Consider the following 15,733-nt stretch of genomic DNA (forward strand, 5'->3'; position numbering starts at 1 on the left):
ATCGGAGACTCCAAATGATGTCGAATGCCAGAAATCAGCCACGGCCGGAAGGAATAGCTGAACGGGTTTACCGCTTACTGAAGCAGGAAATCTTCGATTTTCAGCTATTACCCGGCGATCGTTTTAGCGAAAACGAAGTGGCGGTGCGAATGAATGCCAGCCGGACGCCGGTACGTCAGGCGCTGTATGCGTTGGAACAAGAGGGCTACGTGGACGTTCAACCGCGCAGTGGATGGCAAATCAAAGCGGTGGATTTCGATTATCTGGAGGCGCTGTACGACCTGCGAATTGTGCTGGAGCTAGAGGCGGTGAAACGGCTGTGCGCCTTATCGTCGGCCGTTTGCCCGCCGCAGTTACAGCGCTTGACTGAATTCTGGATCGATGACCCACAGATGCCGAAAGGCAAAGATGTGGCGTCTCAGGATGAGGCTTTCCATATGACGCTACTGGATGCGGCGGGAAACCCTGAGATGGCGCGGGTTCATCGGGATATTACCGACAAGATTCGTATTGTGCGACGTCTGGATTTTACTCAGCGCTCGCGCATCAGTGCGACTTACGCCGAGCACGGTCAGATTCTGCTCGCTATTTTAAACCGCCAACTGCAAGAGGCGCAAAATCTGTTACACCGTCACATTTCCGTCAGTCAAAAAGAAGTTCGTCAAATCACGCTCCACATGCTGCATCAGGCGCGGCAGGAGAAATTGGGTTAATTAAGGCTCTCAGCAGACTTTTCAGGGGTGACTGCTATGCAACATCGTATCTTTATTAAAGCGTTGGCGTTATCCGCATCGGTTATCAGTCTCGGGCTGGCTTTTAGCGCTCACGCCGTCGACACCATCAAAGTGGGAATTATGCATTCCTTGTCCGGCACCATGGCCATTTCCGAGACGCCACTGAAAGACGTGGCTTTAATGACCATTGACGAGATCAATGCCAAAGGCGGCGTATTGGGTAAGAAACTGGAGCCAGTCGTGGTGGATCCCGCCTCCAACTGGCCGCTGTTCGCGGAAAAAGCCCGCCAGTTGCTGGCTCAGGACAAAGTGGCCGTAGTCTTTGGTGCCTGGACGTCGGTGTCACGAAAGTCAGTTCTGCCGGTATTTGAAGAACTGAACGGACTGCTGTTCTATCCGGTGCAATACGAGGGGGAGGAAATGTCGCCAAACGTATTCTATACCGGCGCAGCGCCTAACCAACAGGCTATTCCCGGGGTGGAATACATGATGAGCGAAGACGGCGGCGCGGCAAAACGTTTCTTCCTATTGGGTACCGACTACGTTTATCCGCGCACAACCAACAAAATTCTACGCGCCTTCCTGCATGCTAAAGGCGTTCAGGACAAAGATATTGCCGAGGTGTATACCCCGTTTGGCTACAGCGACTATCAGACCATAGTTTCAGATATCAAAAAATTCTCCGCCGGTGGCAAAACCGCGGTTATTTCGACCATTAACGGCGACTCGAACGTGCCTTTTTATAAAGAGCTGGCTAATCAAGGGCTGAAGGCGACGGAGGTGCCGGTGGTGGCCTTCTCGGTTGGCGAAGAGGAACTGCGAGGAATTGATACCAGGCCTTTGGTGGGGAATTTGGCGGTGTGGAACTACTTTGAGTCGGTGGACAATCCGATCAATAAAGCCTTTGTGTCCCAATGGAAAGCCTATGCCAAGGCGCGTAAATTGCCCAATGCGAGCACCGCAGTGACTAACGATCCGATGGAGGCGACATACGTAGGTATCCATATGTGGGCGCAGGCGGTAGACAAAGCGGGCAGCACCGATGTGGATAAAGTCCGTGCGGCAATGGCAGGGCAAACCTTCAAGGCGCCGTCGGGCTTTACGCTCACCATGGATGCCGGTAACCATCATCTGCATAAACCGGTCATGATCGGTGAAATCGAAAGTAACGGTCAGTTCAACGTGGTGTGGCAGACGGATAAACCCGTGCGAGCTCAGCCGTGGAGCCCGTTCATTCCCGGTAACGATAAAAAACCAGATACGCCGGTAAAAACCCGCGCCCACTGATTTTGTCACCGCCAAACTCGTCCCTCCCACTGTGGGAGAGGGTTATCCTTTCAGGGAGAACATAACCATGACACCTGCTCACGTGTTCCGATGTCTATTTTTGGTCATCTGGCTACTGCCCTGTTGCGCTAAAGCGGGAGACAGCGAGGATTTTGCGGTGGCGAACCGTACCCAGCAGGCGAAATTACTGCAAAGTTGGGCTGCGGCACCGCAGAAGGTTCGCATTCCGTTGCTGAAGGCGTTAGTACAGGAAAAACTGGTGGTCGATCGGCATCAGCGGCCCTTTAGCGAAACGGGTACGGCTTTGATTCCACTTGGTGAAGCCAAAACGCCGGTGGGGGAAACCCATAAAGTCCGTCTGACTAACCGCCTACGGGTATTGGCGAGGAGCGCGCTGGCAACTCATCAACTGATCAGTGACAGCGCCAATGACAGATTGAAAGCGGCGCTAGCCTTACAAAACCACGCCGATTCTGAATTATTGCCGCTATTGCAACAGCGTTTGCGTCTGGAAAGCGACGGCGGTGTGCGCGATGCGCTGGAGGCGGCGCTGGCTCGGTTGCAACTCGCCAGTCCGGATGCCGCAATACGACTCCATGCGGTAACTTTACTGGGATATTCCAGCGTTCCTTCTGCACAGGCATGGCTGGAACCTTTGGCTGATAAGCAGTGGGAAAGCGATCCGAAAGTGCGTGCCGCTGCCGCCGACAGCCTGACGAAAATACACTATCGGTTGAGGCTGGGAGATCTTCTCGGACAGGTCTTTATGGGGCTTTCGCTCGGCTCCATTCTACTGCTGGCTGCGTTGGGACTGGCCATTACCTACGGTTTGTTGGGCGTGATTAATATGGCCCACGGCGAAATGCTCATGCTAGGAGCCTACTCGGCCTGGCTGGTTCAGGGGTTCTTTCAACAATTTGCGCCCCACTGGCTGGCATATTATCCGTTGGTGGCGCTACCCGTGGCCTTTGTGATTACCGGCGGTATTGGCATGGTGTTGGAGCGCACCATTATTCGTCATTTATACGGTCGTCCACTGGAAACCCTGTTAGCGACCTGGGGTATCAGCCTGATATTGATTCAGGCTGTACGGATGCTGTTCGGCGCTCAGAACCTCGAAGTGGCCAATCCGGCTTGGCTGTCCGGCGGGATTCAGGTATTGCCGAACTTGGTTCTGCCGCTGAACCGACTGGCGGTATTGGTTTTTGTCATGCTGGTTTTACTGTTCACCTGGCTGCTGCTGAACAAAACCCGATTGGGCATGAATGTGCGAGCGGTGACACAGAATCGTGCGATGGCGGCCTGCTGTGGCGTTGCCACCGGACGAATAGATATGCTCGCTTTTGGGCTAGGTTCAGGCATCGCGGGTTTGGGCGGCGTAGCGCTTTCGCAGTTGGGCAACGTCGGGCCGGAGCTGGGGCAGGGCTATATCATTGACTCGTTTCTGGTGGTGGTGCTCGGTGGCGTGGGGCAACTGGCGGGTAGTGCGGTAGCCGCATTTGGGCTCGGGTTTTTCAATAAAATTCTGGAACCGCAGATTGGCGCGGTGCTCGGGAAAATACTGATTCTGGTGCTGATCATTCTGTTTATTCAGAAGCGTCCACAGGGGCTGTTTGCCGTGAAAGGGAGGGTTATCGACTAATGAGACAGCCAATCATGTCCGCCATTGCCCGTAAAGCGCCGCGGAGTATCAAATTACTGGGCAGTTTGATGGTTTTACTCATGGTGGCACTGCCGTTACTCGCACTGTTACCGAATATTCACCCAATGAATATTTCTACTTATACCCTGATGCTGGTGGGCAAAATTCTTTGCTACGCCATAGTGGCAATTGCGCTGGATTTGGTTTGGGGTTATGCGGGATTACTGTCCCTTGGCCACGGTATTTTCTTCGCTCTGGGGGGGTATGCCATGGGAATGTATCTGATGCGACAGGCGGCGGGGGAGGAATTACCGGCGTTTATGTCCTTTCTTTCCTGGGATCACTTGCCGTGGTTTTGGTGGGGAACTCAGCATTTTGCCTGGGCGATGGCGCTGATTGTTTTGGTGCCGGGATTACTGGCATTGGTTTTCGGATTCTTTGCCTTTCGCTCGAAAATCAAAGGCGTTTATTTCTCTATCATGACTCAGGCGCTGACCTACGCGGGCATGTTATTGTTTTTTCGCAATGAGACAGGTTTCGGGGGGAATAACGGGTTCACCGGGTTTACCACCTTACTCGGAATGCCAATCACCGCAACGGGCACCCGCATTGGGTTGTTTATTGCCACGGTATTGCTGTTGGTCGGCAGTTTAGGCATCGGTTTTATGCTGGCTCGCAGTAAGTATGGTCGGGTATTAACGGCGGTGCGTGATGCAGAGAATCGCCTGATATTTTGTGGTTACGATCCCCGAGGTTTCAAGCTGCTGGTGTGGACGCTTTCGGCAGTGCTATGTGGCCTGGCTGGTGCGCTTTACGTGCCACAGGTGGGCATCATTAATCCTAGTGAAATGTCACCCACTCATTCCATTGAAGCGGCGATTTGGGTTGCCTTGGGCGGGCGCGGCACGCTGATTGGCCCGGTTATCGGCGCAGGGTTGGTCAATGGAGCCAAAAGCTATTTCACCATGGCGGTACCTGAGTATTGGCAGTTATTCCTCGGTTTTATCTTTATCGCCGTCACGTTGTTTTTACCGCGCGGCGTGATGGGGTTATTCCGTAAAGGAGACAAATAATGCAACCCGACGAACCGCTGTTTACCCGCCAGCATTTGGCCGATCGCTATCGTGAGCAAACGGACCCGATTCTACAGCTGGAAAATATTAACGTCAGTTTTGATGGTTTTAAGGCCTTGACCAATTTGTCCCTCAACATTGGCGTGGGGGAGTTACGCTGCGTCATTGGCCCGAACGGCGCGGGGAAAACCACGCTTATGGATGTGATTAGCGGTCAAACCAAGCCTCAAAGCGGGCGTGCTTTTTACGATCAGTCTACCGATTTGACGAGTCTTGAACCGATAGATATTGCGCAAAAAGGTATCGGCCGCAAATTTCAGAAACCCACGGTGTTTGAGGCGCTGACGGTGTTTGAAAATCTGGAAATTGCACAGAAAAGCGATAAGTCGGTGTGGGCCTGCTTGCAGGCAAAACTCAGTGGCGAACAGCGGGATAGGATCGACGAAATGTTAATCACGCTGCGGCTATCCAGGGAGCGCATGCAACTGGCTGGTTTGTTATCTCATGGTCAAAAGCAGTTTCTGGAAATCGGCATGCTGTTGGTGCAAGAACCGCATTTATTGCTATTGGATGAACCGGTCGCCGGAATGACGGATGCAGAAACCGAATATACCGCAGAGTTGTTTCGCTCCCTGGCTGGGAAGCACTCATTGATGGTGGTGGAACACGACATGGGATTTGTGGAAAACATCGCCGATCATGTCACCGTGCTACATCAAGGGCAGGTTCTGGCTGAAGGTTCCCTGCGAGAAGTTCAGGCCAATGAACAGGTTATAGATGTTTATCTGGGGCGCTAAGGAGCAAATATGTTGCAGGTTAACGAACTGAATCAGTATTACGGCGGCAGTCATATTTTGCGCGGCGTCTCTTTTGAGGCACAAATCGGTGAAGTGACTTGCTTGCTGGGGCGCAACGGCGTGGGTAAAAGCACTCTATTGAAATGCCTGATGGGATTGCTGCCGGTTAAATCTGGCAGTATTAACTGGCAACAACGCAATATCACTCAGCGCAAACCTCACCAACGAGTTCAGGCAGGCATTGCTTATGTGCCGCAGGGGAGGGAAATTTTCCCACGTTTAACGGTAGAAGAAAATCTGCTAATGGGGCTATCTCGGTTTTCTGCCCGGGAGGCAAAGCAGGTACCCGAAGATATATATCGGCTGTTTCCAGTGCTGAAATCCATGCAATATCGGCGTGGCGGCGATCTTTCCGGAGGTCAGCAGCAACAACTCGCCATTGGTCGAGCGCTGGCCTGCAAACCGCAGTTGCTAATATTGGATGAACCGACGGAAGGTATTCAGCCTTCGGTGATTAAAGAAATTGGTGGGGTGATTAAACAGCTTTCATCTGAGGGCAATATGGCTATTTTACTGGTGGAACAGTTTTATGATTTTGCCGCCGAATTGGCGGATAGCTATCTGGTTATGTCGCGGGGATCGATTGTGCAACAGGGAATAGGCAGTGAAATGGCGCAGCAGGGCGTTCGAGGGCTGGTAGCGATTTAAATGTCTTCTTAATTGAATGCGAATATGTGAATCACAAAGGATTGAATCATTCCCAATGAGGGGGACGGAAAGTAAAGACAGTGAAGTATGAGTTCAGTTTAGTTATCTGATGAGTAAAACTATCATTTGCAGGCAAACCTGGCGATGGTCGATCTCTAATATAATATTACTGAGTTTAATTTACTATTCTGGCGCTAGTGTCCAATGACGCGCGTATCTCATACTGAGAATCAAATACAAACGCAGATACAATTCACCGGTTTACTGGAAATCAGATTATTGTGCGGGAAAATGTTGTTGCGCATTGCTACAACTATGAATACCAGATTACCTGATAATCATGCGGGTGAAGTGAGGTTACCCGGAAAAGTTGCAGCTATACGGATTGAGATGAAATTATATTAGCCCTAGCTGAAAATTTCTTATTGATGAATGGAGGATGAAAATCGAGCGGAATATGCGTTTTTTTTCGGCTAGAATGAATTGATATTGATAATATGGTTCGTTATTGCAACGATTAAGACGAAGCGATTAACAATTTATTTACATGTATTATTAAATGCTACAGAAGCCGAACTTGCACAAACGAATGTACTTCTGTAACATTTTTCTTTGTTATAGATATTTTTTTCCCTGGTGTTGGCTAATATTGCCCCCTGACTACGTACTACGTGTAGTCAGGTTTTTTTTATCACCCAATCACTAAGTTTCAAATTATACAGATGCAGACGCGATGCGATAGCTGTACTAAAGTGTGATCCGATACTGTACTTTTGGACAGAAAGACCACATGAAATTTAAAGGGATGCAGTTAGACTTTGGGAGAAGGAGAATGTTTTTTGGTGTAAAAAATGATGAAAGGATAATTGAGACTCTACGGGATTATATCGACAGAAAGCTAGCCAGCTACGATTCGCCCAGATATACCTACATGGTGATTGATAAAAAGAATCCCATTGATATATTCATGGTGTCAAGTTATCCAAATGAATGGGTTGATATCTACCGAACCCAAAACTACCAGCATATAGATCCCGTGGTTCTGACAGCGTTTAAACGCACCTCACCGTTTTCGTGGGATGAAAATATTACCATCCTCTCCGACTTGAAATCATCCAAGATTTTCGCTTTGTCGAAAAAATATAACATAGTCAATGGATTTACTTTCGTGCTGCACGATCACATGAATAACTTGGCTATGTTGTCGCTGATTATGGACCATAGTGATGGTAAAGAGCTAGAAGCTCAGATAATCAATGACTCAGAGCGGCTGCAAATGTGTCTGATTAATATTCACGAACAGATGCTGATGCTTGGACAAAGTACGGTGCGTACTACGAATGGGAAACCTGCGGACATCACGAGTAAAGCCATTTTCTCTCCGAGAGAAAATGAGGTGCTTCACTGGGCTAGTATGGGTAAAACCTATCAGGAAATTGCGCTGATTGCGGGCATTACGCCCCGAACAGTTAAACATCACATGGGCAATGTGGTGAAAAAGTTAGGGGTGATTAACGCCCGCCAGGCCATCAGGCTGGGAGTTGAACTGGAATTGATTAAGCCAGTTCTGAAATAACGGGCAGCGAAATTGGCCATGCTCGTAGCGCTGAGTCTGGCCCCTGTAAAAATGCATTTATCTGCGATGCCATCAATGCCTGATTGTGTAAGTCCGTTGGGAGATTGAGTAGATAAATACGTTCTTTTTCGCTGACGAATGCTTCTTTAATAATCTCTATCTGCCAGCCAGAGCGTTTAAGTATGGTTAGCATGGCGCGGCTAACTATAGTGTAAATACCCGTATGACCGTGGTGCCGGGTATAATTAATCATGGCAAGGAAGAGCACATAGCTTATAGGATAGCGGTTACCTAAAAGCAACTTTGCACGGGTTTTATCAACAAAAAATCGGCTTGATTCGATATAGTTATTGTCAGGTAAGGTAATATCGTCGAAGAGAGCGTTAAAAGTATGAGTTATCATATTCGGCCGGTTCAACTCAATAAAACGCACGCTGCAAATTAGCTGGCTTCCGTATATGCCGAGTAGATAACGAGTGTTTGGGTTATCATATTCGTCAAACTCCATGTCGTTGCTGCATTTTACAGCCCACTGTAGGCGATCTTTAAAGGTTTTTTTTCTCAGTCTGTAAAGATCCTCAGACCGCATATTCATCAGCTCTTCATAGCTGACATCGAAAATTTCTAACATTTAATTTCCTATTATTTAATACAGTTGAATTTCTATATAGGGTAATAAATTTTATCATCAGAAAAGCCGGTTGTCGCGATCAGGAATAGCGCTTTATCTATTTCTTGCTTATCGGCACAATCGGGTCAATATAATAATATTTTTTATTAGCGGAGCCGCAGTCGATGAACCATCGAGGCGATGCAAAAAACCGCGTGTTTACCTGTTTCACCGTTGATTTGTCGCCATACGGGCATTAATTCTGATGTTTATTTCATTGCCCAACGGCATGATGGTTACCCATATGGTTAAGTTTGGCATAGACAAATAGACCAAGGTTGATATCACCCTATTTCAGAGGTTATGGCAAAGCTTTACGGGCAGTACCATTACGACGTATCTGAAATATTAGATACGATTGGTTTATCTCACGTCCATCGCAAATACAATAACATTGGTCTGCGATGAGCTAAACGAATTTTACAAAGCTAGCTGCGAATAAAATTGTTACTGAAATTTGTTGCTACAATGTATCAAAATTTCTCCTGCGATAGGGAGCGGCACCGCCAATAATAAAATATTGGCCGGTATTATCGCTATTCCACCCAGACGATAATGAGAGTATATCTCACCCCATATTAACCAAAGCTATACCATTAGCGCACGCCATGCATAGGATAAAGGCACGACGAACAGTAATGCGGGTAAGAAATTAACTACGGAAAATATCTTGATCTGGGCAATACGTAATCCAACGGCGATCATTATAATACCGCCACAGGCTGAGAAATCAGCGAAGGCGATTTCATCCATATAGGGCATGATCCAAACGGCGAGGCCAAAAAGTAAGCTCTGAAGCAATAATTGTGGGACTGCGATAAATATCAGTGCCATTCCCAAAGAGATGGCAAAAATCATCGCTGTAAAGAAATCCATCATCGATTTGACCAAGAGTAATTGGTAATTCCCGCTTAATCCCTCGGTTAAAGCACCGACAATTCCCAGCCCGCTTGCACAAAACAGCACGATCATCGCGGTATAACTTTGCGCAAACTCCTCTGCGGGTAAGGGACTACGCGTTTTGATCACTTTGGAAAGTATGCGTTGTAAAAACTCTGCGCACTGTTTGACTCCACGTTCCAGACTAAACAGTTCGCCAAATGTTGTGCCCAGAATCAATGCCAGAACAACCGCTGGCATGTATTGCACCTTTATTATCATGACAACGCCGATGCAAATAGAAGAGAGAGCAAAAATTGCTGGTAACCCTTCTCGCAAACGTAATGGTACATGTCGTGCTAAAGCAACGCCCAGTAAGCCACCTAAAATTATTGCCGCACTATTAATCCAGGGTCCCAGCATGGTATGACACCTCTTCATTCTTATATTCGGATTTATTAATTCTAGCGGAAATAGGTGAGTAATGTGGGGATTGCTGTGCTACTTCGGGATAGATAGTTAATTTTTTATCAAAATTTAATTATCCGTTGGCGCAGAAAGCAAAAACATAAATAGTACTAAAGTAAACTTGGTTACAGCCGATATTTAGAACGCTTAGTTAAAACCGAATAGACAGTTCGTCTGTCGAGTTAGAAATTTAAGGATGAATGTAATATGAGCAATGTAGACATTGGAAGTAATGAGAAACCAGACCATTCGATTAAAAATAACCGATTTCGTGGATACAATAAATCTTGGGAACGTAAATTTTTGCTAATGGATAAGCTTGGCTTTCGCGACGATAAATACAGTGGCGATCAGACTCTTGCTAAACAGTTAGCCTTTGGAGATCGTTTTACGATCAATTTTAATGCTTGGGCGCTGCTGTTTGGATCGGTATATTACTTTATCAAGGGAATGTGGCAGAAGGGCTTAATCATTATGGCTGCCGGAATACTCTTTTCTGCTTTTGCAATTTTCCTAGGTTATGAGCGACAGGCGTACCTTATTCCATCAGTGGTGACGGCTTTGATGGCCAATGTTGATTTCTATCGCTTAAGCCGGTTTAACGAAAAGATATGGCCAAAATTCCCTGCTATATTCGGTAAGATTAAATTTTGCCTGCTGGTATTGGTTTTTTCATTAGTCATTGGCGTAATGACGGTGGTGGCCAGCGAACGAGCCGAGCTAGAAACATCGGCCTGCTCGGTTTTAACTGAAATTCTTCAATGGCAGTTAGATAGTAATGCAACCTGTAAGAAGGTAACGATCGATGAGGAAGTGACGGAAGGGTTCTATCGCGCTCACGCCGTGCTGGATAACGGTAATGAAATGCTTATCACGCTGGAGCAGCGTAACAACCAGATTTATGTGGTTGTGCCTGAGCAATAAGCCGTTTGATATCAGATGAATTCACTCACTCAGCGCTCAGTCAGTTATCTCGCTGAGTGAGGAACCGATTAGCTTTCCGTCAAAGGTCAAGCTCGTAGGTTTTTTCCAGATTAGACGACTGTATCAAATTAATTGGCATCGTAATCTTCCCTTTCCTGTCTCCTACCTGAACCAAAAATGTTATTGCCCAATGATTCTTTTAGTCAAAATGACCGTATTTTTAGGGATCAAATAAGTTTGGTTCTATGGCGCAGGTTTTATGGCTAACACTCCATTGAAATTTGCTAGCTGTGTACTGTTTCTTAATCTAAATACGTTGATAAAGATAAAAATCTACATAGTACTAATACCAACCCGACAGATAATCCCGTATCCCGTATCCCGTACCCACTGTACCAGTGCCACTATTATCAGCGCGACGACCATAAGTCAGAATCCGGCAGTTTTGCAACCTATTACGCAGGTGAGTTTATTTTCCCTGCTGCTAGCATATTGCAGTAATGACTCAAATCGAATGTTATTGGATATCATGGTATAGCCAGTAATACTGATAAAACTGGTAGGTAAAGATAAATCGACTCCCAACAGCCTTAAGACAAAAGCGAATTTTCTAAGTTGGGGAAATAAAAGCAGTGAGATAAACTGAATGAGTAGCGAGCAGGATACTGTCCAGCGGTTATCAGCATTAATTGAGTCATTTCTTGTGGTATAAGGCTGAGCTCATCAGCCTCCACATCAATAATTTTTTCTTCTAAAAATAGAAATATAAGCACGTACAGGTTTATCAACAGGCAAAACCACACTAAATATGTGTATTTTTCATGAACTAATTCCATTTAGATACAAAAGTATGAAGTGATTATCGAATAGATGAATAATAACGAAATTGACCTAACGTGTTTTTTTATTTTGTTGGTTCGGATCTTTATTAATACCATGGCAAGCCGGAATGGTTGCCACCACGAGCAAGATTATCCGATCGTTTTCGGGCACAAGGTTTTTGTAATGAGGAGATTTGGTTTGGCAATTCTTCTATGTAAGGGGACTTATTGCATAACTGTGCGGGATAGATGTGCTTTCCTTTACATTCATCAGTTTATACGCGAAAAGATAAACGATGGTGTTGTTGGGAATGATAATTTGATGAATAATGTGCCAGATAATCTTCCCTGATGAGATACGTGTAAATGTTACGCATTTTAGTGACCCGAATTGATTTCCTCGGGGATATGGTCTGCACCACAGCATTGATTCGCGCGCTTAAACAGCATTGGCCAGAAGCTGAAATTCATGTGCTGGCCAATAAATATAATGCCCCGGTACTGGATCGTAATCCGGATGTCGCTGCGGTACATACCTATGTGTACAGTAAACAATGTGAGCGTAATCAGCGCCTGGGAAAATTAAACGCTTTAATAGATCGCTTAGCGCTAATCTGGCGTTTACGTCGGTTGCGTTTTAATCTGGCGATTGTCCCCAATGGGGGCGTGAGTAAAAATAGTATCCAGTTTGTCCGACAGTTAAATGTTGCCGATTGTCGTTGGCATACAGCTGAGAGTGAATTTGACGATCGGGTTGCGTCCCACGCAGCTAGCCGGCCAATGAAGCATGAGTCATTATCTGGATTTACGCTGTTACCTGAGCTAGCATCCATTGATATCAATGCGCTACGGCTTTATGTCTATCCTGAGCCGCAGTTACAAGCTCAATGGCGAAATTGGTTTGGTGATAAAAATAAACCCAGGATTGGATTATTTATTTCAAATAAGTCGGTCGATCGTCGCTGGAGCTGGCAGAAATGGCACGATGTAATCATTGGCCTTGAGTCCAAAACCGAGCTATTTATTTTCCACGATCCTGCAGAAAAACCGACGGATGAACAATTGGCTCATTTACCCGCTCGTTGCCTTTCTACCCCTTCGGTACCCGATATGATAGCCGCCATGAGTCAATTAGATTTGGTGGTTTCGGCAGATAGCGCCCCTATTCATTTAAGTGCAGCATTACAGATTCCGGTTGTAGCATTATTTGAAAACCGGCCTGAAAAATATTTACGTTGGTATCCATTGGGTGTGCCGCATATTTTATTGCGAGAAGGGAGACAGGTTGAGGATATTCAAGCTCAATCGGTTATTGAAGCGGTTAGCTGTTTATTAGATAGTAAAATTCCGCCATTGGAAGAAAGCGGCTTTCATTAATCTGTCAGCAAACTTTTAGCCAGTAACTTCGACGCCTCGCATAATGCGGGGCGTTTTTATTGGTATCAGTGATTCCTAAAATGAGATAAGCAAAGGAAAACCTTTGGACTGACTAACGACTTGTAAGGTATTACCAATACTAACAGTGTGATTAATAGTTTGTTTTTTGCCAGTATTCACTCTTACGCCTAAGCTAGAAAGGTTCAACAGTGTCTTAAACATAAACATGGAGGAGTTACGTTTGATGCGTTTATCTACGTTGGTTTTAGCGATGAGTATGGCACTCGCCGGGCAGGTCCAATCCGCAGAAATAGCGGTAAAGGGGCAGTTAAATAAACCTCAGTTGGAAGATGAAGCTAATCGGGTCGGTCAAAATCCGTTCTTTAGCTCGAGTAAACTACCTTTCCAGGCACCGCCGTTTAATCTTATTAAGGAAAGCGACTATGCGCCGGCGATTGAATTTGGAATTGCCGAACGTTTGGCAGAGGTTAATGCTATTGCAAATAATCCTACACTGCCAACCTTTAAAAATACCTTTATAGCGTTGGAGAAATCAGGGGGAACTTTAACCCGAGTGATGAACGGATTTGGCGCAATGACATCGGCCAATTCAAGTGATGTCCTGCAAAAAATAGATGAAGAAACCTCGCCAAAACTGGCGGCTATGGAAGATGCTATCAAGCTGAATAGCACACTGTTTAATCGTATTAAAACAATATATGACCAGCGAGATAAACTCGGTCTGGACGATGAATCGAGACGTTTGGTGGAAGTGACTTACACTAACTTCATTCTGGCAGGCGCGAATCTTTCTGATGCGGATAAAACCAAACTTAAAGCTTTAAATCAGGAAGCGGCTGGTCTGAGCACTCAATTTACCAATAAACTTTTGGCTGCAACCAAAAACGGTGCGGTGGCAGTTAAAGACAAGTCTGTTTTAGCGGGGCTGTCAGAGGGGGAATTAGCCGCAGCGGCGCAGGCTGCCGGCGACCGTCAACTGGATAAACAATGGCTATTGGTATTGCAAAATACCACCCAGCAGCCGGTGCTAAAAAATCTTAGCGACCGAGATACGCGAAAATCGTTGTTTGATGCATCGTGGAATCGAGCCGAGCAGGGGGATGCCAATGACACTCGCCAGATAGTATCTCGTTTGGCAAAAATACGGGCTGAACAGGCTCAACTCCTTGGTTTCCCGAATTATGCTGCTTGGAAATTACAGAACCAAATGGCAAAAACCCCTGATACGGCACTGACTTTCATGCGTGATATCGTACCGGCTGCGACCGCACGTGCCGAGAGGGAAGCAAAAGATATTCAAGCGGTTATCGATCGTCAGAACGGTGGATTTAAGCTGGGGCCAGAAGATTGGAAATTCTATGCGGAACAGGTGAGAAAAGAAAAATATGATCTGGATGAATCACAAATAAACCCCTACTTTGAACTGGACAATGTACTGAATAACGGCGTGTTTTACGCGGCGAATCAACTGTTTGGTATTAGTTTTAAAGAAAGGACAGATTTGCCGGTTTATCATCCAGACGTTCGGGTTTATGACGTTATTGATAAAGACGGTCAGCCTTTGGCGTTGTTCTACACCGATTATTTCAAGCGTGACAACAAAGGTGGCGGTGCCTGGATGAGCAATTTTGTCGATCAGTCGAAATTGTTAGGTACCAAACCGGTTATTTATAATGTTGCTAACTTCACAAAACCGGCTCCTGGACAGCCAGCATTGCTGTCATATGACGATGTCATTACGCTGTTCCATGAGTTTGGTCATGCCCTGCATGGCATCTTTGCCGATCAGCAATACCCAAGCCTGTCTGGCACCGCGACGGCGCGAGATTTCGTCGAGTTTCCATCACAGTTAAACGAACATTGGGCCAGCGATCCAAAAGTGTTCGCCAACTATGCCAAACATTATAAAACCGGCGAGCCAATGCCGCAGGAGTTAGTCGATAAGATTCAGAAAGCCAAAAAATTCAATAAAGGTTATAGCATGACCGAGCTGCTTTCTGCGGCATTGCTGGATATGAACTGGCATATGCTAAACGCCAGTCAGCTGGAGCAGGATGTTGATAAATTTGAGAAAAAATCGTTACAGCGAGATAAAATTGATCTGAGTTATGTCCCTCCACGTTACCGTTCCAGTTATTTCCAACATATCTGGGGTAATGGTTATGCCGCAGGTTATTACGCATATTTATGGACTGAAATGCTGGCCGATGATGCTTTTGTTGGTTTATTAGAAAGCGGTGGGCTAACGCCGGAAAATGGTCAGCGCTTGCGTGATAAAATCCTATCTCGGGGTAACAGTCAGGATCTGGAAAAACTTTATATTGATTGGCGCGGCCAAGCTCCAAGTATTGAGCCAATGTTAATCAATCGTGGTTTGAAGGAACCCGCTAAATAAGCCAATCTTGTAAATAGCTAATTGGGGAATCAACATTCTTCGTTATAGCCAGTGATTTATGTTCCTACCGCGGGGCAGTTTGTATCAGATTGCCCCGTTCTATCTGTCAGTACATTTCATCCGCATATATCAGCCGTTGCATTGAACAATGAGATGCGGATCTCATAGCTCGAATCCGTCCATTGAATGAACAACCTCATTACCTTAATGTACACTCGTTTTCTATTTATTCTCTCATATTTAGTTGCTAACAAAACTACTCTCACGCTAATAGTATGTTTGTGGATGCTACTTTCCCCTAGCTATATTATTTTATAAATTCCACTTTGGTTAATATATTTACCTGCATTTATGCTTATTT

The 15,733-nt window shown here is 46.1% G+C and carries 12 protein-coding genes; 10 read left to right on the plus strand and 2 right to left on the minus strand.

The features are described 5' to 3' along the window. Nucleotides 1-14 precede the first annotated feature (14 nt). The 7 genes from PL78_RS03835 (at nucleotide 15) to PL78_RS03870 (ending at nucleotide 7,817) form a co-directional block, all read left to right on the plus strand. Entirely contained in the window at nucleotides 15-713 is a 699-nt protein-coding gene (locus PL78_RS03835) for a GntR family transcriptional regulator (RefSeq protein WP_064513247.1), read from the plus strand. 36 nt (nucleotides 714-749) lie between these two features. After that, complete coding sequence (gene urtA, locus PL78_RS03840) at nucleotides 750-2,021, plus strand: urea ABC transporter substrate-binding protein (protein ID WP_064513249.1); 1,272 nt, start codon at nucleotides 750-752, stop codon at nucleotides 2,019-2,021. A gap of 67 nt (nucleotides 2,022-2,088) precedes the next feature. Further along, complete coding sequence (gene urtB / locus PL78_RS03845) at nucleotides 2,089-3,663, plus strand: urea ABC transporter permease subunit UrtB (RefSeq protein WP_064513251.1); 1,575 nt, start codon at nucleotides 2,089-2,091, stop codon at nucleotides 3,661-3,663. Continuing rightward, on the plus strand, nucleotides 3,663-4,736 hold the full coding sequence (gene urtC, locus PL78_RS03850) for an urea ABC transporter permease subunit UrtC (protein WP_064513253.1): 1,074 nt from the start codon (nucleotides 3,663-3,665) through the stop codon (nucleotides 4,734-4,736). The genes urtB and urtC overlap by 1 nt, the downstream gene beginning before the upstream one ends. Beyond that, nucleotides 4,736-5,533, plus strand: coding sequence for an urea ABC transporter ATP-binding protein UrtD (urtD, locus tag PL78_RS03855; RefSeq protein ID WP_064513256.1), 798 nt, complete (start codon nucleotides 4,736-4,738; stop codon nucleotides 5,531-5,533). The genes urtC and urtD overlap by 1 nt, the downstream gene beginning before the upstream one ends. Nucleotides 5,534-5,542: 9 nt before the next feature. After that, the gene (gene urtE / locus PL78_RS03860) at nucleotides 5,543-6,241 is read left to right on the plus strand and encodes an urea ABC transporter ATP-binding subunit UrtE (RefSeq protein ID WP_064513257.1); all 699 of its coding nucleotides are present in this window, start codon (nucleotides 5,543-5,545) and stop codon (nucleotides 6,239-6,241) included. Between the two features lie 832 nt (nucleotides 6,242-7,073). Next, nucleotides 7,074-7,817 (plus strand): LuxR family transcriptional regulator, encoded by a 744-nt coding sequence (locus PL78_RS03870; protein WP_064518240.1) that lies wholly within the window; start codon nucleotides 7,074-7,076, stop codon nucleotides 7,815-7,817. Here the strand turns inward: PL78_RS03870 and PL78_RS03875 are convergent. Together PL78_RS03875 and PL78_RS03880 are read right to left on the minus strand one after the other, a co-directional pair. Further along, entirely contained in the window at nucleotides 7,798-8,448 is a 651-nt protein-coding gene (locus PL78_RS03875) for an acyl-homoserine-lactone synthase (RefSeq protein WP_064513261.1), read from the minus strand. The two genes, PL78_RS03870 and PL78_RS03875, sit on opposite strands and share 20 nt — an antisense overlap. A gap of 627 nt (nucleotides 8,449-9,075) precedes the next feature. After that, nucleotides 9,076-9,789 (minus strand): DUF554 domain-containing protein, encoded by a 714-nt coding sequence (locus tag PL78_RS03880; protein ID WP_064513263.1) that lies wholly within the window; start codon nucleotides 9,787-9,789, stop codon nucleotides 9,076-9,078. Between the two features lie 252 nt (nucleotides 9,790-10,041). On the opposite strand from PL78_RS03880, the gene PL78_RS03885 reads away from it, so the two are divergent. The 3 genes from PL78_RS03885 (at nucleotide 10,042) to dcp (ending at nucleotide 15,372) form a co-directional block, all read left to right on the plus strand. Then, the gene (locus PL78_RS03885) at nucleotides 10,042-10,758 is read left to right on the plus strand and encodes a DUF2628 domain-containing protein (RefSeq protein WP_064513265.1); all 717 of its coding nucleotides are present in this window, start codon (nucleotides 10,042-10,044) and stop codon (nucleotides 10,756-10,758) included. Between the two features lie 1,187 nt (nucleotides 10,759-11,945). Further along, nucleotides 11,946-12,956: a glycosyltransferase family 9 protein gene (locus PL78_RS03895; protein WP_064513269.1), complete on the plus strand. Its 1,011-nt coding sequence runs from the start codon at nucleotides 11,946-11,948 to the stop codon at nucleotides 12,954-12,956. A gap of 244 nt (nucleotides 12,957-13,200) precedes the next feature. Further along, entirely contained in the window at nucleotides 13,201-15,372 is a 2,172-nt protein-coding gene (gene dcp, locus PL78_RS03900) for a peptidyl-dipeptidase Dcp (RefSeq protein WP_064513272.1), read from the plus strand. The last annotated feature ends 361 nt before the right edge of the window (nucleotides 15,373-15,733 follow it).

This window comes from Yersinia entomophaga (genome assembly GCF_001656035.1).
Classification (GTDB): domain Bacteria; phylum Pseudomonadota; class Gammaproteobacteria; order Enterobacterales; family Enterobacteriaceae; genus Yersinia; species Yersinia entomophaga.